Annotated in this window: 14 protein-coding genes and 1 pseudogene; 10 read left to right on the plus strand and 5 right to left on the minus strand. The window is 48.0% G+C overall.

Annotated elements, in window-relative coordinates; genetic code table 11:
• The first annotated feature begins 20 nt into the window (after nucleotides 1-20).
• The 4 genes from RIF25_RS11685 (at nucleotide 21) to RIF25_RS11700 (ending at nucleotide 3,891) form a co-directional block, all read left to right on the plus strand.
• Nucleotides 21-1,358 carry a TrkH family potassium uptake protein gene (locus RIF25_RS11685; protein WP_322878719.1) on the plus strand — a complete coding sequence of 446 codons (1,338 nt, stop codon included), beginning with the start codon at nucleotides 21-23 and terminating at the stop codon, nucleotides 1,356-1,358.
• A 14-nt stretch (nucleotides 1,359-1,372) separates the two neighbouring features.
• On the plus strand, nucleotides 1,373-2,308 hold the full coding sequence (locus RIF25_RS11690) for a bile acid:sodium symporter family protein (RefSeq protein ID WP_322878733.1): 936 nt from the start codon (nucleotides 1,373-1,375) through the stop codon (nucleotides 2,306-2,308).
• Nucleotides 2,309-2,447: 139 nt separating this feature from the next.
• Entirely contained in the window at nucleotides 2,448-3,428 is a 981-nt protein-coding gene (locus RIF25_RS11695; RefSeq protein ID WP_322878720.1) for an META domain-containing protein, read from the plus strand.
• 145 nt (nucleotides 3,429-3,573) lie between these two features.
• A complete protein-coding gene (locus tag RIF25_RS11700; protein ID WP_322878721.1) occupies nucleotides 3,574-3,891 on the plus strand; it encodes a hypothetical protein in 318 nt (105 codons plus the stop codon).
• 89 nt (nucleotides 3,892-3,980) lie between these two features.
• Here the strand turns inward: RIF25_RS11700 and RIF25_RS11705 are convergent, their stop codons facing one another.
• The gene (locus RIF25_RS11705; protein WP_322878722.1) at nucleotides 3,981-5,345 is read right to left on the minus strand and encodes an LCP family protein; all 1,365 of its coding nucleotides are present in this window, start codon (nucleotides 5,343-5,345) and stop codon (nucleotides 3,981-3,983) included.
• A 455-nt stretch (nucleotides 5,346-5,800) separates the two neighbouring features.
• Between RIF25_RS11705 and RIF25_RS11710 the strand changes: the two genes are divergently transcribed.
• The 6 genes from RIF25_RS11710 to RIF25_RS11735 all read left to right on the plus strand — a co-directional run bounded on the left by RIF25_RS11710 (nucleotide 5,801) and on the right by RIF25_RS11735 (nucleotide 12,413).
• A complete protein-coding gene (locus RIF25_RS11710; RefSeq protein ID WP_322878723.1) occupies nucleotides 5,801-6,760 on the plus strand; it encodes an NDP-sugar synthase in 960 nt (319 codons plus the stop codon).
• 185 nt (nucleotides 6,761-6,945) lie between these two features.
• Entirely contained in the window at nucleotides 6,946-7,269 is a 324-nt protein-coding gene (locus RIF25_RS11715; RefSeq protein ID WP_322878724.1) for a hypothetical protein, read from the plus strand.
• A gap of 41 nt (nucleotides 7,270-7,310) precedes the next feature.
• Nucleotides 7,311-10,241 carry an L-glutamate gamma-semialdehyde dehydrogenase gene (gene pruA, locus RIF25_RS11720; protein ID WP_322878725.1) on the plus strand — a complete coding sequence of 977 codons (2,931 nt, stop codon included), beginning with the start codon at nucleotides 7,311-7,313 and terminating at the stop codon, nucleotides 10,239-10,241.
• Nucleotides 10,242-10,265: 24 nt separating this feature from the next.
• Entirely contained in the window at nucleotides 10,266-11,567 is a 1,302-nt protein-coding gene (locus RIF25_RS11725; protein ID WP_322878726.1) for an AAA family ATPase, read from the plus strand.
• Between the two features lie 7 nt (nucleotides 11,568-11,574).
• On the plus strand, nucleotides 11,575-12,006 hold the full coding sequence (locus RIF25_RS11730) for a hypothetical protein (protein WP_322878727.1): 432 nt from the start codon (nucleotides 11,575-11,577) through the stop codon (nucleotides 12,004-12,006).
• A gap of 101 nt (nucleotides 12,007-12,107) precedes the next feature.
• Nucleotides 12,108-12,413: a DUF2499 domain-containing protein gene (locus RIF25_RS11735; protein ID WP_322878728.1), complete on the plus strand. Its 306-nt coding sequence runs from the start codon at nucleotides 12,108-12,110 to the stop codon at nucleotides 12,411-12,413.
• A gap of 30 nt (nucleotides 12,414-12,443) precedes the next feature.
• Here RIF25_RS11735 and RIF25_RS11740 read toward each other — a convergent pair whose 3' ends face one another.
• The 4 genes and pseudogenes from RIF25_RS11740 to RIF25_RS11755 form a co-directional block, all read right to left on the minus strand.
• A complete protein-coding gene (locus tag RIF25_RS11740) occupies nucleotides 12,444-15,509 on the minus strand; it encodes an SMC family ATPase (protein ID WP_322878729.1) in 3,066 nt (1,021 codons plus the stop codon).
• Between the two features lie 506 nt (nucleotides 15,510-16,015).
• Entirely contained in the window at nucleotides 16,016-16,216 is a 201-nt protein-coding gene (locus RIF25_RS11745) for a hypothetical protein (protein WP_322878730.1), read from the minus strand.
• A 185-nt stretch (nucleotides 16,217-16,401) separates the two neighbouring features.
• Complete coding sequence (locus tag RIF25_RS11750) at nucleotides 16,402-18,849, minus strand: phosphoketolase family protein (protein WP_322878731.1); 2,448 nt, start codon at nucleotides 18,847-18,849, stop codon at nucleotides 16,402-16,404.
• Between the two features lie 121 nt (nucleotides 18,850-18,970).
• Nucleotides 18,971-19,216 (minus strand): annotated as a pseudogene (locus tag RIF25_RS11755) (IS630 family transposase); the annotation flags it as partial.

A 19,216-nucleotide genomic window follows, 5' to 3' on the forward strand; every position in this document is an offset into this window, starting at 1 on the left:
GCCCTTTGGTGGTGTTCCAGATGTTAACCATTCCCCGGACAATCTGCTTAGGTTTTTTGGCAGTGATTTCCATTGGCACATTTTTGCTGGTGTTGCCGATTTCGACCAGTAGTGGGGCCTGGAATGATCCCATTGTCGCTCTGTTTACGGCAACCTCAGCGGTTTGTGTCACCGGCCATGTTGTGGTGGACACGGGGACGTATTTTTCAACTTGGGGACAGGTGGTAATTCTGGCCTTGATTCAAGTCGGGGGCCTGGGTTATATGACCGCCAACACTTTTTTAATTCTCCTGTTGGGGCGGAAGTTTAAGCTCAAGGAAAAAATGGCGATTCAACAGGCTTTGGATCGGCCAGGAATGAATGGGGGGCGGCAAATGGTGCGCTCGATTATCGCCACAACCTTGATCTTTGAGATTACAGGTATTTTCCTTTTGTTACTCAACTTCCACTCTCAATATGGCTGGGGCCATGGCCTGTGGCTGGCGATTTTCCATAGTATTAGTGCCTGGAATAATGCCGGGTTTAGTTTGTTTAGTGATAACTTGATCTCCTACCAGGCCTCCCTGGGAATTAACCTGACTATTCCCGCCCTGATTATCTTTGGGGGTATTGGCTATGAAGTGATTTTTGAAATTTATACCTGGTTTCGAGATCGCCTGGATCACAAGGCTGGCCTGTTAACCTTTAGCTTAAATTTTAAGATTGTCACCACCACTACCACTCGCCTCCTGCTTTTTGGCACTATTGCCCTTTTCCTAATTGAGGTCAAAACATCCCCAGAGTATTTTGATTTGAACTTTGGCCAGCAAGTCCTCGTGGCCTGGTTTCAGTCCGTGACCGCCCGCACCGCCGGATTCAATACGGTGGATATTGGGGCCATGAGTAATACGGCTCTGTTTATGATCATTGCCTTGATGTTTGTCGGAGGTAGTCCAGGGGGCACTGCTGGCGGGATTAAAACCACCACGGCTCGGCTCCTGACAGGAATTACGAAATCTACCTTGCAAGGAAAAGAAGAGGTCTTGCTTTATGAGCGACAAGTTCCTCCCTCCCTGATCATGAAAGCGGTGGCTGTAACGGTTGGTTCCGCCGTAGTCGTCATCTTCGCAACCATTATGATTTCCATTGCGGATCGGGATGTGAACTTTATTAGAATCCTGTTTGAGGTTGTGTCCGCCTTTGCCACCGTGGGCCTATCTACGGGAATCACCGCCAGCTTATCCCTTGTTTCTAAGGTAATTTTAGTGATCACCATGTATGTGGGTCGAGTTGGCATTCTTCTCTTGATGGCGGCAATTATTGGGGATCCCAAACCCACGACCGTGCATTATCCCGAAGAAAATCTGTTAGTGGGTTAGTCCCCTTGAAAACAGTGATTCGCGCAATTGAACGCTATTTCCTCCTGGTGGCTTTGTCCCTCTCTCTCTTGGCTTTGGGATATCCAGGGCTGTTTACGGGCTTTAGGGCCTATATTCCCCAACTGCTGGGCCTGGTGATGTTTGGGATGGGGTTGACCTTGGAGTTTAAGGATTTTCAAGGCATTTGGCAGAAAAAGTCCTTGGTGGGGATTGGGGTGTTGCTGCAATTTTTGCTTATGCCGACTTTGGGCTGGGGATTAGCGACACTTTGCCAATTACCGCGGGATGAGTTTGTCGGGCTGGTCATGGTTGGGGCTTGTCCAGGGGGAACGGCATCCAATGTGATTACCTATTTGGCCCGAGCCAATGTGCCTCTCTCCGTGGTCTTAACCCTAACAACCACCCTGCTCGCGCCTCTCCTCACACCTCTATTAATTTATGCTCTAGCCCGCACCAAAATCGATCTAGCTTTGGGGCCGTTGATGGGGTCTGTATTTTGGATTGTGTTGTTTCCCTTACTAGATGGCTTAATCCTCAGGCGACTTTTGCGGCGGCGTTTAGAGCCAATCTTAGCTATTTTTCCGGCCATTTCCATCCTTTTGATTGCCCTGATTATTGCTACGGTTGTGGGGCAGAACCAGGCCCAGATTTTACAACTGCCTTTAATGGTGATTTTGGCGGTAGTTTTACACAATGGCCTGGGTTTATTACTGGGGTACTGGGGGGCGCGCCTATTTCAGATGCCTGAAGCCGATTGTCGTACAGTGGCAATTGAAGTGGGGATGCAAAACTCTGGCCTGGGAGTGGCTTTAGCGACCCAATTTGTTAATGCGACCGCTGCCCTCCCCGCGGCTATTTTCAGCCTTTGGCATAATATTTCTGGCATTACCTTGGCGAACTACTGGGCCGGTCAACAGGATCGGCATCTACAGTCTCAAGATGGGGACTAAAGGGGTTTAAGAAATAGAAGCTACAAACTCTAGCGTGACAATTCATAGCCAAAGGCAGCCTCCCAGAAACCTATTCCTCTCCGCAACTGTCATAGATTGAAACAACGATAACACTATTCAATTTTGCCGATCCAATATGATGTCCCACCCGTTTCGTTTAGCTATCACTGGCCTGGTTTCTACGGTGCTGTCTGGGGTTCCCTTGGCTACCCTGGCCCAGGCCCCGAGTGATCCTTCTTCTTGGCTCGATCAACCCTTAACCAACTGGAACCGCCCAACCTCAGACTTTCCGGCATTGCCAAAACCCTTGCCCGCCACCAATATCAGTCAATGTGTGAGCCAAATTCGCCAGCCTAGCCTAGATGCCGAGCGGGCCGTAGTCGCCAAAGGCTGGAAATTGTTTGGCCCCTTGCAAACCTATGACACCACCCAGTTGTTTTTAGCCACCTCTGGTTTTGATGGGATGTGCCGGCCCATGGGCTTCCAGGCCTTTGTCTATGTGGAGGGCCGTTACGCCGGGACGCTCTCCCCTGTATTAATGGACTCCCGGAGTGATGGGGTTCTTTATGCACCTTATCTGAACAGTGGCAGCGAAATTAACGTTGAGTTTGCCCGTTATCGCAGCACGGATCCCCTCTGTTGTCCCTCTGGGAAAAGCTTTGTTACCTTCAAGATTCGTCCTGATGAAGTTCCCGACTTAATTGCGACTACTGTAACAACAACCGAAAACAATGGGAATAATTCCACTCCAGTTTCTACCTCCAGTCCGTCTATGGTGTTAGCTGGCCCCAAATGGTATCTCCAGGCCATTGGTAACCAAAGGATTCCACTAGAGCAAGTCAAAGCCAATCCCCCCTATGTGGAATTTAATGCCAGTGAACAACGCTATTTTGGCTCTGGAGGTTGTAACCGATTTACGGGGGGGTTTAGGGGGACGGGTAATGCCTTGAAGCTTGGCCCCGCTGCCAGTACAAAAATGGCCTGTTTACAGGGTAATGTCCAAGAGATTGAATCTCAATTCTTCCAGGCCATGGGGAAGGTAACCCGCTATGAAATCCAAGGCAACACCTTGCGGCTCTACGCCCAAAACCAACTGGCCCTGGTGTTCCAATCCCGATAATTAAGTCCCAATAGCCTTTGATCAGGATGACCCTTAATTCCCACAGACATTGGGGCTATAGCTTCAGGTTTCTTTAACAGCCAAGGAAAGCTGAATATGTTAAAACCATAGTAATTCGTTGTCTCGATGTCCGGGAGAGTCGGCTATGGGTTTAGCTCGTTTATCGCAAGGGTTAGTTGTTGCCAGTCTGATCGGAGTTGGTGCGCTTGGGGCGATGCCCATGTCTCCAGCCCAGGCCTGTGGCTACCATACCACCCACTCCACTGCTAAAGGGTCATTTCAAGTCCCCAATGCGCCTTGGCCCAATGTTTTAGGCCTGGGGGGTGGTTTGTTTGTTGTTGGCACGGTTGTGGCTGTTTTATATCAGAAACATCAAAAATCCCAGGCCAACCCCTCCACAATCCCGGCCCCCAGCGACATTCTTGAATCTGAAATTCCTGCCCCGGCCAAAACCCTGGTTTAGGGGATGATTTCTAGGAGAGTTTGAACGATTAGCCAGGGAAACCTTAAGCGAGCAATGATTCTCTGGCTATATTTTTTGACTGGCTAGCCCTAGAAATTTGCTGGAACAAAACTACGCCAGTCACTGCCAATCCGAATCGTAATATCTGAGCCAAAGCTCCCGGTTGCATCTACTTCTACTAGATCTTTAGCAACATTACCCAAGCCCAAGTTAATTAGCATGGCTACGGCAGCTTCCCGATCCCCCTGCTGGGCAATAACTTGTGTTTTTGCTTCGGGATGTGACCATTCAGAATCCAGATAGACATTTCGGTAGTTTTGGGCCATCAAAAAGTCAGCAAGGGCTTGTCCGGCCTGGTCGCTATTGGTGGCATTTTGGATCGCAATTTTTAAGCCTTTGGGGTCAACGCTCTCTGTTCCACTCCAACTCGCATCTTTTTCAAAAAAGTGGCGGGCCACCAAGCGATCAATCGCCTCATAATTGGGCAACCAATAACTAGCATCGTAGCCATCGCCACTGAACTGACCAGGCAACAGTAGCATATTGATATTTTTGGAGGACGTGCCCAGGCCAAACTGTAATATGGCCATCATCTCGCCAAAACTCAGGTCGGTGTCCACATATTGCTGCATGACTTGATACAACTGGGGTAGCTTGGCCAGCATGAGGGGATTGGCAATTTTTTTCTGTAGGGCTTTTAGTAAAATCTGTTGCCGCTGGGCGCGGCCAATATCACCGAGACCATCATGGCGGAACCGGACAAATCCCTCGGCTTGATCTCCATTTAAGGTTTGCAGCCCCGGTTGGAGGTCAATAAACAGTTTTTGGGTATTGTCGGTATATTTCATCCGCACAGGGACATTCACTTCCACACCGCCAATTAAATCCACAAGCTCCCGAAACGCTTGAGTACTGATGCGGATGTAACGATCCACCGGCACATAATTTAGGGTGTGGCTGACGACCTGAGTGGCTAAGGGCGCGCCCCCAAAGGCATTGGCCGCGTTAATTTTTTGCATCCCATAGCCAGGAATTTCGACCCGACTATCCCGGGGAATGGTTAAGACGGTAATGGAATCTTGATCCGGATTCAGGCGGGCTAAGAGGATCGTGTCACTGCGCCCATTCAATGATTCATGGTCATAGCCGCGGGCATTGGGTTCTAAATCTACTCCCATGACGAGGACATTGATCGGGCGGGCCAGACCATATTGAAACCCACGCCCAAATAATTCACCCCAGCCCCCAGATAGTGCCCCGTTACTCTGGCGTGAGGGTGTCATCAACGAAAGGGACATCCCCAGGCCCAAGGAAACTGCCGATACGGTTGCAAAGGCCACACCCCACCCTAACCAAGCCCAAGGAGAACGATTTTTGCGGGGGACTGCCATGGCCTGGGCGGTGCGAGGAGAACGAGATGAGCGGGAAGCACGTTGTTTTGATGAAATTGCCAAGGTTCTATACCTCATTTACCAGAGAGTCTTGGGAAATCGTGGGGGGCGTTAGGGGAGTGATTCGACATAACACCTGAACTGGGGTGACGTTGGACTTAATGATTGGGGACATGGGGGTAAATGTTCTGGAAAAACCAAAGCAGAATTGACCGGTGGATAACTGACTGGAATGGTTGAGAAATGAGCTTCTAAGGTGGAAAGGATCGGCAATGAGTTTATATACCTAATCTAGTATCTTAGGAGATTAACATTTCTCTGGGGTGCTGTGACCAAGGTAGAGGGATCGAAATGCCAAAGTTAAGTCGGCCGGAAACTGGATCAAATCGGCAATAGATGCTGGTTAAGGACATTGGCCACCCCTGGATAACCTATAGGTTGTTCTTCTCATACCGCTGCTCCAGCCTATCTAATGCTATACACTGAGTTCGTACTGTGCGTGGGAATTAGTCAGTTCTATGCAGGCTGTGATTATTGCGGGTGGTAAAGGGACGCGTATGGCCCCGTTGACCCAAACCACGCCCAAGCCAATGTTGCCCTTATTAGATCGCCCCTTTTTGGCCTGGATGGTGGATCGCTGTCGGGCTGTGGGGATTACGGATATTTTGATTAATGTTCATTACCACGCGCACCAGATTGAAGACTATTTTGGCGATGGCGGGGCCTGGGGGGTGCAAATTCGTTATCTGCGTGAGGAAACTCCCTTAGATACGGCCGGGGCGATGAAGTTAGCGGAACCCTATTTTACCGGTGACTCGTTATTGGTCTTTAATGCCGATATTTTGACGGATTTAGACCTGCAAGAATTGATCGACTGCCACCGCACCGCCCAGGCCCAGGCCACCCTAGCTTTAACCCGTGTGACTAATCCGACCGCCTTTGGCCTGGTTGAGCTAGCCGAAACTCAAGGGGGGGGGAATCAAGTCGTTGCTTTTCGGGAAAAACCCACCCCTGAGCAGGCGGCTGAATTGGGCATTGACACCATTAATGCTGGAACCTATGTCCTCGAGCCAGGGATTTTTGCCCAGTACGATCATGGCCAGCCCTTAAGTTTTGAGCGCACAGTTTTCCCCCAACTCCTGGCCCAGTCACAGCGAATGGCGGCCTTGATTTGGGAGGGCTATTGGCAGGATTTAGGCACACCCCAGAAATATTACCAGGCCCATCTCGATAGCTTGGCGGGAATTATGCCCTATCCGATTGCCGAGTACGCGACTGAAATTGCCCCCCAGGTTTGGGCCGCGCCGACCGCAGAAGTTCATGCCCAGGCCATTCTTAAGGGGCCAAGCTATATTGGCGAGAAGGTGAAGATTGGGGCCAAGGCGGTTGTGCCAGAGGGAACAGTGATTGGTCAGGCTTCCTTGGTGGATCGGCCCTTGGAACCCGGTATTTATCCGGCGGGGACATTAGCCATCTGAATACGCTCTCCCCCCTACAGCGATTAGCCGGCCTACTGACTGGAGCGACTCTGACTGCAGTTGGAATAGTTTTTGTTTGGTCTGGCCTGCCCCACACCGAGTTAGTCACTTGTCAGCAAAATCAAGTGCAGCGGATTGATTGCCTGAAAGAATATAAAGTCCTTTGGTGGCTGGTGCTAAAGAGGGTGACCCTCGATAATCTTCAGTCGGTTGGCCTGGGCCTGGGGGAAAATACAGACAGCGATCCGGTTTATCGTCTGGACTTCCGCAATCATCAAGAAACCCTGGAATTTGGGCATTCGTTATCCGAGGAGCAGGTCAAGGCCGATTTGTCCCAAGCTGAAATATTTATCAAAGACCCCGCTGCCTCCCCGTTAACGTTATCTCGATTTCACCAGGCCTGGGAGTTTGTGATTTTAGGCTTACCGATTGCGGCCTTGGGCTTAGGAATAATTCGCCACCAATTTCTCGGACTTTCTCCCGTGGCGAACATAGAGCAGCCAAGCTGATTTTAGGCGAAAATATAAACATCCTCACTGAATGAATTGTTTTGAGTATCTACGAATCAGCCACCCAGGCCATTGCCCAAGAACTATTTGCTGCCACCCAAGAAAACCGGAACTTTTTTAGCCAACTCCGAGATCAAGCTCGCTTAGACGACAAACTCCTGGGGTGGACAATGGAACATCCGGGGTTACGGGTGCAGTTGTTTCGGCTGATTGATTGCTTACCCTCGCTCCATAGCAAAACCGAAATTGCCCGCCATCTCCAGGAATATCTCAGTGATTCCAGCGTGGAGTTACCGGGGGGACTAAAAAGCCTGCTCAATTTTGCTCAAGCGGATTCGATGCCCGGTCAATTAGCAGCAACAACGTTTACCACCGCTGTCCAGGCCCTGGCCCATAAATACATTGCCGGAGAAAGCACGCCCCAAGTCCTGAAAACTATTGATCGCCTCAAGAAAAATGGCATGGCCTTTACGATTGATATTCTCGGGGAAGCGGTGATTACGGAGCGGGAAAGTCAGGCCTATTTTCAAAAATATCTGGATTTAATTCAAACCCTGGGAGAAGCGACAGTCGCGCAACAACCCCAAGTTTCGGTGAAATTAACCGCTTTTTATTCCCAATTTGATCCCCTCGATGAAGCGGGCAGTGCCAAAAAAGTCGGGTCACAAATTCGTTTATTACTGCGCCAGGCCCAGGAACATCGGGTAGCGATTCACTTTGACATGGAGCAATACCGCTACAAAGCCAGCACGCTGAAGATTTTGCAAGACCTGTTACTGGAGCCAGAATTTCGCGACCGCACGGATATTGGGATTACCCTCCAGGCCTATTTGCGGGACTCCTATCAAGATGCCCAAAACGTCATTTCCTGGTTGCAACAGCGAAATTATCCGGTGACGGTGCGGTTAGTGAAAGGGGCTTATTGGGATCAAGAAACGATCCAAGCTGTCCAGAAAGATTGGCCGCTGAGGGTTTACAGCCACAAAACCGATACGGATGTCAACTATGAGCGAATCACCCAGCTTTTACTAGAGCATCATGCCGTCGTCAAAACTGCCATTGGTAGCCATAACGTCCGCTCTCAAGCCAAAGCCATCGCCATTGCCCGCGCCCTGAATGTCCCCAGTGAGGCCTTTGAATGCCAAGTCTTGTATGGGATGGCCGATAAACTGGCTAAAGCCTTGGTAGGTCTGGGGCAACGGGTGCGGGTGTATTGTCCCTATGGTGATTTAATTCCAGGGATGGCCTATCTGATTCGCCGCCTCTTAGAAAACACGGCCAATAGTTCATTCCTGCGCCAAAGTTTAGGGGATGTGGATGTCGCCGCCCTGATTGCCCCCCCAATTCCCAGTAATGACTTTGATTTAATTGATGTCCACACCACCGCCGAGAAAGAATCAAGTTTTCATAATTCCCCGGATACCGACTACGCCCAGGCCGAGGCCCGCCAAGCCATCCAAGCTGCTTTCCAAACCGTGCGCCAAAACCTGGGAAAAACCTATCTGCCGATCATCAATGGTGAGCCGGTCAACACGCTGCATTTTGATCACTCGGTGAATCCCTGCAATCCCAGTGAAATCATCGGTCAAGTTGGCCAAGCTACCGTAGAACAGGCCGAACAAGCGATCCAAGCGGCCCAAGCCGCCTTTCCGGGATGGAAAAATACCCCGGCCACCGAACGCGCTACTATTCTCCGCCGGGCTGCTGACTTAATGGAGCAAAAACGCCCAGAACTCGTGGCCTGGATGGTCTTGGAAGTCGGAAAAGTAGTCGAAGAAGCCGATCCGGAAGTCTCGGAAGCGATTGATTTTTGCCGCTACTATGCCGATGAGATGGAACGGTTGGATCGGGGCTATACCCGTAATTTTCCCGGCGAAACCAATCACTATTTCTATCAGCCGCGGGGCCTGGCGGTGGTAATTTCTCCCTGGAACTTCCCCTTTGCGATTCCGACTGGGATGACTGTGGCGGCGTTGGTAGCGGGAAATTGCACCATCCTCAAACCGGCTGCACCCTCTGCGGTGATTGCGGCTAAACTGGCGGAAATTCTCCAAGAAGCCGGAATGCCCCCTGGCGTGTTTCAGTATTTGCCGGGGCCTGGTTCTCAGGTTGGTAGTTATTTAATAAATCATCCCGCTGTTCATCTAATTGCCTTTACAGGGTCTCAGTCTGTGGGCTGTCGGATTATTGAAGAAGCCGCCAAACTCCGGCCTGGCCAGAAGCACATCAAACGGGTAATTGCGGAAATGGGGGGCAAAAACGCCATCATCATTGACGAAAGTGCAGATCTTGACCAGGCCGTGGCGGGGGTTGTCCATTCAGCCTTTGGTTACAGTGGGCAAAAATGTTCGGCCTGTTCGCGAGTGATTGTCCTGGAGCCAGTGTATGCCACGTTTGTTGAACGCTTAATTGAAGCGACAAAATCCATCAATGTCGGAGTCGCGGAAGAACCCGGTTCGGGGATGGGGCCTGTGGTCAGTGAGTCGGCTCAAAAAACAATCCAGGCCTACATTGCCAAAGGTCAAGAAGAATGCAGTTTAGCTTTAGAAATGCCCTCTCCCCGGCCTGGTTACTTCATTGGCCCGGTGATTTTTACGGATGTGGCTCCGACAGCAACCATTGCCCAAGAAGAAATTTTTGGCCCGGTTTTGGCAGTCATCAAAGCTGAGAATTTCCAACACGCTTTAGAGATTGCCAATGGCACGAACTACGCCTTAACTGGAGGCCTATATTCCCGCACTCCCAGCCACATTGCCCAGGCCCAGGCCAAGTTTGAAGTCGGAAATCTTTATATCAACCGAGGGATTACCGGGGCAATCGTAGATCGACAACCCTTTGGGGGATTCAAACTGTCAGGAATTGGCTCCAAAGCAGGCGGGCAAGATTATTTATTACAATTCCTAGAGCCACGGGTCGTCACCGAAAATGTTCAACGTCAAGGCTTTGCCCCTATTGCTGGTGTAGATAGTTAAGCTGGTTAGACAAAGGGTGAAGCTATGACCGAAAAGCTAATTATCAAAAACTTTGCAGGCATTGAAGAGCTAGAAATTGAAGTCAAGAAAATCAACATTCTCATTGGCTCAGAAACCAGTGGCAAAAGTATTTGTGCTAAGTTACTCTTTTATTTCAAAAGCTTTTTTAGTCAAATGTCTTTAATTATCGAAGGTGGAAACACGAAAGAGGATTTAGATACTGATTATTCTCGGAAATTTACTGAATATTTTCCACGGAATTCATGGAGCAAAAATGATTTTTATATCAAATATGAAATTGCTAATGAATTTATAAGTATTAATAGAAACGAGAATCAAAACGCAGGAGTATCATTAGATTATTCACCCTATTTCTCCAACTTTTTCGATAAGTCTTCAGAAGATTTAGAAATAATGACAAGTAGAAAGTTCTTGATTAACAAGGAATACGAAAACTACGATAAAATTAGTAAACTTTATGTTATTTCAAAACAATTCAAAGGTGAATTTTTTCACAACCTAAGCAATCATTTTAAGAAAGACATAAAATTTGATCAACTATATATTTTATCTGGTCGTTCGTTTTTTTCAATCTTTAATAGAAACTTATATTTGTTTTATTCGCAAAAGATAAATGTTGATCCATTTTTGCTCTCTTTTGGTTTAAGTTATGAAGACATTAAGGATCTGCGCGAGTCTTTTCACAATCGGATTTATAAATCCATAGAGAAGCAAAAATCTCAATCTGAAATTAAGAAACTGGCTGAGGATTCTTTACGTGCTAAATATATTCGCCAGGATGGCCAAGATTTTCTGCTTCATAGTGATGGAAGGAAAGTAAGCATAACTAATGCATCATCTGGTCAACAAGAGCTTCTTCCTTTAACAATTATCTTAGAGGCACTACCGCATATGGCCCCTAGTTCACTTGGCTACACAGTTTATGTTGAAGAACCAGAAGCGCATCTCTTTCCAAGTACTCAAAGAAATATTATCGAGTTAATGGCTACAGTTTTCAACTCTTGTGAGGATAAGTTACAGCTTTTTATCACAACTCACAGCCCTTATGTCCTAACAGCAATTAATAACCTCCTCCAGGCCGGGCAAATCTATGAAACGGCTGATGAGAGTACCCAAAAGAAACTTGAAGAGATTCTCCCAAAATATAAGTCACTCCATACGGCTGATGTGGCTGCCTACTCTTTATCTGAGGGTCGTTGTCAAAATATTATTAATTCTGAAACAGGCTTGATCGATGCCCAAATTATTGACTCGGTTTCTGAAGACTTAGCAATTCAGTTTGATGAACTTCTTGATTTAATTTAGACGATCAATGAAAAGATTTCCCGGTTGCGAACAATGGTTATCAGACAAAATAATACCCATCCAAGAAAACAAGAGTAAAATTAATTTCCTCAATCCTGAGCAACGGCAAGTTTACAAACTTAAGATTGATGGATGCGCTATTAATGATAACTTAACGCCCCGATGTGATTATGGCTTAGTGCCTTGTACTCATGTGGAAATTTATATCGAACTTAAAGGTAGAGATGTATCGGGTGCAATCAAACAAATAGAATCTACAATTCATGAAATTTCTAGTGATTCCAAGAAAATAAAAAAGCTCTGTTTTATTATTTGTACACAGGTAGCAATTCCTCGAACAGATCAACAAAATTCGCAGACAAGATTTAAGAATCACTTTAACGCTATTCTTTACATTAAAAGAGGTGGATATGAATATGATTTAACCAATTGTTGTTAATTAGTTTAATCTCTTTCAATGATGGATACACATAGCTTTAATTTAGTCCTCAATGGGCAGCACTTTATGGCACGCTATAAAAGGTGAGCAGTCAAGACATTATGGAAGCATTATCAATTCCCACCTGGGTGATTCATATTTCGAGCGTTTTGGAGTGGATGGCAGCGATTGTTTTGATTTGGCGATTTGGGGAACTACATCCGCAACAAGGTTGGAAGTGGTTAGCTTTGGCGATGTTACCGGCCCTAATCAGTGCGATGTGTGCTTGTACGTGGCATTACTATAACAACGATGTTCAACTTGAGTGGCTTGTGGTTGTCCAGGCCGGCTTAACATTATTTGGGAATACGACCCTTTGTCTAGCGGCGGGATGGATTTACTATCGTTACCAGGCCAAGTTACCCTAATTACCTGCTTCTTTTGATTTATAAATTCGCTTAACTAATCAACGTCAGTTGTGATCCGGCCGTGGTTTTAGTGACAGCGATCCGGGTTTGAAACGCAGCTTGGAGTTGGGGCATATGGGTAATGGCTAAGATGCAGGCAAAATCTGGGGCAATACTATTCAAGGCGGCAATTAACCGTTCACAACCCTCCTGATCTTGGGTGCCAAACCCTTCATCAATAATTAACAGTTGCAGTTCACTCCCACTTTGACGAGCTAACAAACGTGAAAGAGCTAACCGGATCGCAAAATTGACCCGAAAAGCTTCCCCACCAGAATAGGTTTCATAGGGACGGGTGCCTTGGGTATCAGCAATCAAAATATCCAGGGTATCAATCAGCTTATTGGGTTCTTTACGGAAGGCTGCACCAACGGATTTAGTGCCTCGGCCCGCTTTTTGGGTGACAAACTGGACGTGGAGTTGACTGCCCGTTAACCGCCCAAGAAGATGATTCGCTTCGGCTTCTAGCTGGGGTAAAAGATTTTCAATCATCAGGGCCGGAATGCCATTTTGACCAAAAGCCTGGGCCAGTTCTTGATAAATTTGCAGTTGGGACTGGGCGTGGGCCTGTTGTTGTTGGAGTTGGCCCAGTTGGGTTTGGAGTTGGTGGTGTTGCTGTTGTTGTTGGCTGAGACGACCGAGGTGGGCCAGATGGGTTTCTAGATTAGTTTGGGCCTGGTTCATTTCCTCGGCAAGTTGCTTAAGGCGGCTGGGGGTATCTTGGCTGTGATGGAGTTGGGCTTGTAGGTGTTTGATTTGATTTCCCGTCTCTGCAATTTGCTCTTTAATCTTGTCTATGGCGATGGCCAGATTTTGGATGGTCTGTTGAAGTTGGGGAGCCGTGGCCTGGGCCTGGGTCAGTTCTTGCCATTGGAGTAAATAAGGCTGATAGTCCCGCAGTTGGGCCTGGAGTTGATGGTGAGCGGTGGGGTCATAGTCAAGCGCGTCCAGTTGGGCCTGGATGGTTTGCAATTCTTGAGCTAAGTCGGAGTTGGTGGTGAGGGTCTTAAGTTCCGTTTGGAGGTGATTTTGATGCGCGATCAGGGCCGGGAGTTGTTGTTCCAGGTGATGGAGTTGGCGGCGGGCTTGGTTCAGTTCGGCTTGTTTAGCTTCGGCCCAACGCCACCGTTCGACTTCGCCTCGGGCCAGGGCATGAGTTTTTTCGTCATAGTTGAGGGCGGTCAACTGGGTAGTCAGGGTGTGCCATTCGGGGGCCTGATTTTGGACCTGTTGCTGCTGCTGGAGTTGGGATTCAAGGGTTTGAATTTCGTTAAAGATGCGATGCAACTGTGCTTCCAAGCTCGTAGTATTTCCTAATTGGGCTTCGAGGCGGCCCCGCTGCTCTAGGACTTGATGGAGTTGACTCAGTTCTTGATCAACCTCGCGATATTCCCGACGCAGGACTTGAATTTCCCGCTCGGACACCGCTAACTGTTCCCGAATCACCCAAATTTGATCCAGCAGATCTTGTTGAGACTGCTCATGGCGTTGTTTGACCAAGGCCCAATGCAATTCATCCAATGGCCGATCACAGAGGGGACAACAGGCATCTGGAACCGTTAACAGTTGCATTTTTTGCTCCAATTGTCCCAGTTGAGTTTCGAGATCCCGTTGCCGATCTTGGAGTTGTTCCATAAAGCGGCGGCGTTCCAGGCCCTTGTCTTGCAGATGTTGCAGATACACCCGTTGCTTTTGGAGATGGGAGATTTTGCTGGTGACTTCTAAAACCGCTTGTTGAAGTTGGGGCTGGCCGGCCTGTTGTTGCTGGAGTTGGCGGGCATTGTGGCGTAATTCATCCATGCGGGCGACAAGGCGGGAGTGGGCGCGTTCCTGTTCGAGTTCCAGTTGGCGTTGGTGTTGCAGGAGGGGAAAGGCTTGATTTTGGAGGTCGTCAAGATCGTGCAGCTTGGCCTTGCTGGTGTGGAGGTTTTGGAGCGCGGCTGTGATTTCAGCTTCTTTACTGATAACTTTTAAACAATCAGCCTGTTGCTGTTCTAGGCGGGTGAGTTGAGATTGGCAGGTTTGTAATTGTTGATGGAGCGTCAGGCTGGCCTGGTCGAGGGCTTGTTGCAAGTTTTGGCGGCGAGTTTCCAGGCCCCGATAAACCGTAGCTTTTTCTGCTAACTGGCGATCCTGGGTTTGCAGGTGTTGCCAATAATCATAACCGGCCTGGATTTGAGCTTGGGTCTGGAGGAGGGGGCGCAGTTTTTGGAGTTGGGCCTGGGCTGTGGTACAACTTTGTGACTGGCGGGTGAGTTCTGCTTGGAGATGAGTCTGTTGCTGGTTGGCCCAAGTCAGTTGTTGCTGCCAGAGTTGTCGGCTTTGGGACAGTTCGGTTAGTTTTTGTTGCTCGGACTGGAGGTGTTCAAGCTGTTGCCGTAAAGCTCGAATTTTTTGCTCTAGGCTAACTTTTTCGCAGGCTAAATCTTCTAAACCCGTGAGTTGGGCTTCAATTTGGCTGAGGTTTTGCCCTAATAGCCCAAGTTGACCTTTATATTGACGGGCAGAATCACGGGCGGCCTCGGCTAGGGTTTCATAGTGATCCAGTTTGAGTAAATCGGCTAGGAGTTGTTTACGTTCGGCCGGCCGTTTGAGCATAAATTCATCGGCGCGCCCTTGACGTAAATAGGCCGAATTGATGAAGGTTTCATAGTCCAAATGAATCTGTTGGCAAATGCGCGCTTGGGTTTGGCGTAAACTGCGGCCGGTTAAACTCCGAAATCCTGATGGGTCGCCTATGTTGGCAGTGGCCTCAATCCGGGCCTGGAACTCCAAATAGGTGGCCTGGTTTCGGCGGCGAGTGCGGATAATTCGATAACATTGCCCCTGAATTTCTAAAACAAAATCAACTTGGGCTTCTGTTTGACCGCTGTGGATCAGATCATCTTCATTAATGGCCCGACTTTGTCCCCATACCGCCCAGGCCATGGCTTCTAATAGGGATGATTTTCCAGCACCATTGGGGCCACAAATACAAGCCAACTGTAAGCCGCTAAAGTCCAAACTGGCCTGGTGATAGCTGAGAAAGTTTTGTAAGGTTAGACGCAGGGGGATCATCGCATTATTAAGCAAAAATCCACAATTAAGCTCAGTATAGAATATTCTCTGTAGTTTTATACGTTCAGGGTGGTTGCTTGGCCTGGGCAGCGATTCTGTCTGCTGATAACCATAAAAACTTCGAGTTGGGAGCTAAAGTTGTACCTTAATAATTAATCATGACCCCCTTTGGGAGCAGATGAAGCAGGTCAAAATTACCCTGATTATGCAGGTCTTTATCCATGAAACTGAAACAGAGACGGAACAATTTACAAAGTTTAGCGACATTTATGGTTATAGACTTTATGTTCTTCAAGTTGTTTAATTAATATCATCCATTCAGTTAAGCGAAAGGCACATGATTGTAGTCATCAATTCTATCCAATCACCCAGACTGATATTGACTGAGTAACCAGGCCCCGACTTGGGATGGATCTGTTTATCGACTGCGGTGCAGCACTTCTAAGATTCGGAAAGACCAAGCTCACCGGATGCAGATAGCCTCATATTTTTAGTTGTGTAGTGCATCAGATTTGGCGACAATGCCCTGCCTTAAACTCAGCAATGGCTTCTTCTGCCAAACCCTCCAATTTACCGTTGGCGATGTCTTGTTCTAACTGCTCATCCCAACGCTGATAATCCACATCAAAAAGCCACTTCTTTAATTGTTGAAACTCATCAGATGAGAGAGTGAGGATGGCGGCTTCAAGTTGCTCCAGAGTTAACATATATAGAATATCTTGCTACGTGAACAGTGATCAAATCATAGCTTTTCTGTACGAATGAATCTGTCATACAATGTTGTGCTTGAACAATACCTAGGCCCAGTTCATTTCCTATTTTCTAAATCCGTTGATCTGCTGATGCTCAAAGTGAGGGTAAATAGAGTGGAGCCAGGCCTGGGAATTAACATCTACAACGGCCAACGCCAATTGACAATTTCTGGTGGATCAATGCCATGTTCAAAGGCGTAGTTAGCAGCTGCAATTTGTTGATTGCGGAATTTCTCCTTAGCATGGGCTCCGGCAACTGTTAGTTTCGGCACTCGGTTAATCACATCAATGGCAATACTAAACCGATCTACCTCGTTCTCAATTGCTAACTCTAGAGGGGTGTTGATGTTGCCTTTTTCCTTATAGCCCCGGACATGGAGATTAACGTGATTGTGACGGCGATAGGCCAGTTTGTGGATTAGCCAAGGATAACCGTGAAAGTTAAAGATAATCGGCTTATCAAGGGTAAATAAACTATCAAAATCTCGGTCACTCAGGCCGTGGGGATGTTCCGTATCCGGTTGTAACTTGAGTAAATCGACGACATTAAGAAAGCGAATCTTCAAGTCAGGAAAGGCTTCCCGGAGCATGACATTGGCCGCCAACGCCTCTTGGGTCGGAATATCACCACAACCGACTAAAACAACATCGGGTTCATAGCCCTGGTCATTGCTGGCCCAATCCCAAATCCCAATCCCTTTGGTGCAGTGAACAATCGCCGCATCCATATCCATGTACTGCAAATGCATCTGCTTATCACAGACAATCACATTGACATAGTTTTTGCTTTGGAGGCAGTGATCGGCACAGGAGAGGAGGGAATTCACATCCGGGGGCATATAAATCCGCACGACTTCTGGATCTTTGTTGGTGACAATATCTAAGAAGCCCGGATCCTGGTGGGTAAAGCCATTATGATCCTGCCGCCACACTGTCGAAGTAATCAGTAAATTTAAGGAGGGAACCGGGGCCCGCCAAGGCAATTCTGCCGCTTTTTGAATCCATTTGGCGTGTTGATTAAACATCGAATCAATCACATGGACAAAGGACTCATAGGTGGCAAAAAAGCCATGCCTTCCAGTCAGTAAATAGGCCTCTAACCAACCTTCAAGGGTATGCTCACTCAACATTTCCATCACCCGGCCATTGGTCGCCAACTCACCCCCATCGGCATCTTCCGGCAGATATTCAGCCAGCCAAGTTTTTTTACTCACGGCATAGATGTCATTGAGTTTGTTGGAGGTGTTTTCATCGGGGCCAAAAACCCGGAAGTTGGTCATATTCCGGGCCATAACATCCCGTAAAAAGACACCGAGAGGTTGGGTATTCGGGGCTTCAAATGTGCCTGGTTTTTCTACAGGAATGCCATACTCGCGGAAATCTGGCATCCGTAAATCCTTACAAATCCGGCCGCCATTGGTGTGGGGGTTAGACCCCATCCGTTTTTCACCCTTGGGCGCGAGGGCCTTGAGTTCCGGGATCAAAGTACCGTTTTCATCAAAGAGTTCTTCCGGCTTATAGCTCTTCATCCAGTCTTCGAGCAGTTGCAGGTGGGCTGGATTTTTGACAACATCAGCCATCGGAACTTGGTGCGACCGCCAAAACCCCTCAAATTTTTTCCCGTCAATTTCCGCCGGGCCTGTCCAACCTTTGGGAGTGCGGAAAATAATCATCGGGTAACGGTACAGTTTGGCGACTCCGGTGCTCCGAGCTTCGGCTTGATAGGTTTTGATTTTTTCGATGGCATAATCTAGGGTTGCGGCCAAGGCCTGGTGCATGGTTTCTGGGTCTGAGCCTTCGACAAACAGGGGTTCGTAGCCATAGCCTTGAAACAGTGCCGCTAGATCTGCATGACTAATCCGAGACAGGATCGTGGGGTTGTTAATTTTGTAGCCGTTCAAGTGGAGAATTGGCAGCACTGCTCCATCGGTAATTGGGTTGAGGAATTTGTTGCTGTGCCACGAGGTCGCTAGGGGCCCGGTTTCTGACTCGCCATCCCCGACAACCACGACTGAGATCAAATTGGGATTATCAAACACTGTGCCGTAAGCATGGGAAACGCTATAGCCCAGTTCGCCGCCCTCATGGATCGAGCCTGGGGTTTCGGGGGTGCAATGACTGCCAATGCCACCGGGGAAGGAGAATTGCTTAAAGAAGGCTTTGAGACCCCGGGCGTCTTCGCTTTTTTCTGGATAGACTTCCGAGTAACTGCCATCGAGATAAACCGGCGCAATCACTCCCGGCGCACCATGACCCGGCCCCGAGAGGTAAATCATATCCAGGTCGTATTTTTTAATAACCCGATTCAGATGTGTCCAAATAAACGACTGGCCTGGACTGGAGCCCCAATGACCGAGGAGGCGTTTTTTAATCTGATCAATATGCAGCGGCTCTCGGAGTAAGGGGTTATCCTTGAGGTAAATCATCCCAACAATAAGATAACAACAGGCCCGCCAATAGGCATCCATCAGTTTGACTTCTTCAGGAGTTAAGGGATTTCCGGTAATGGTGGCGCGGGCTGGGCCGTAGGGACTAAGAGATTGATTATTTGGAAGTGCTTGGCCTGGGGTGGTCGGTGTCATAACCATGATGCTAAAAACCAGTTATTCAAAGGACAGGCATTTTTTAGTCTTAGCTTTGTTCTAGCACGAATTTTTCGATGATCTGGGAAATTTAGGCTTTATTTAATCTATAGCAAACAGTAATTATTCATGAGAAAATACCATACATAGTCAGATGAGAAGAATGGAGAACAAAATAACCTAAAAACAGTTCAAATAGATATTTTGTAATTTTAAACGTCTTCAATAAGTGCCACACCTTCCTTAAGAAGTTTTTAACTTGCAGCCACACTGCTTCAATCGGATTTTGTTCCGGTGCATATGGAGCTAATTTGATGCAGTAAATTGGCCATTCTTGTTCTGGCTTATTTCCATTGACTTGATGTAAATATTT

Origin of the sequence: Pseudocalidococcus azoricus BACA0444 (assembly GCF_031729055.1) — a bacterium.
Taxonomy (GTDB): Bacteria; Cyanobacteriota; Cyanobacteriia; order Thermosynechococcales; family Thermosynechococcaceae; genus Pseudocalidococcus; species Pseudocalidococcus azoricus.

Bases quoted from the DNA above. Each gene is read 5' to 3' on its own strand.
- RIF25_RS11685 (WP_322878719.1), top strand. From the start codon at position 21: ATGTTAACCATTCCCCGGACAATCTGCTTAGGTTTTTTGGCAGTGATT.
- RIF25_RS11695 (WP_322878720.1), top strand. From the start codon at position 2,448: ATGTCCCACCCGTTTCGTTTAGCTATCACTGGCCTGGTTTCTACGGTG.
- RIF25_RS11700 (WP_322878721.1), top strand. From the start codon at position 3,574: ATGGGTTTAGCTCGTTTATCGCAAGGGTTAGTTGTTGCCAGTCTGATC.
- RIF25_RS11710 (WP_322878723.1), top strand. From the start codon at position 5,801: ATGCAGGCTGTGATTATTGCGGGTGGTAAAGGGACGCGTATGGCCCCG.
- RIF25_RS11725 (WP_322878726.1), top strand. From the start codon at position 10,266: ATGACCGAAAAGCTAATTATCAAAAACTTTGCAGGCATTGAAGAGCTA.
- RIF25_RS11730 (WP_322878727.1), top strand. From the start codon at position 11,575: ATGAAAAGATTTCCCGGTTGCGAACAATGGTTATCAGACAAAATAATA.
- RIF25_RS11735 (WP_322878728.1), top strand. From the start codon at position 12,108: ATGGAAGCATTATCAATTCCCACCTGGGTGATTCATATTTCGAGCGTT.
- RIF25_RS11740 (WP_322878729.1), bottom strand. From the start codon at position 15,509: ATGATCCCCCTGCGTCTAACCTTACAAAACTTTCTCAGCTATCACCAG.
- RIF25_RS11745 (WP_322878730.1), bottom strand. From the start codon at position 16,216: ATGTTAACTCTGGAGCAACTTGAAGCCGCCATCCTCACTCTCTCATCT.
- RIF25_RS11750 (WP_322878731.1), bottom strand. From the start codon at position 18,849: ATGGTTATGACACCGACCACCCCAGGCCAAGCACTTCCAAATAATCAA.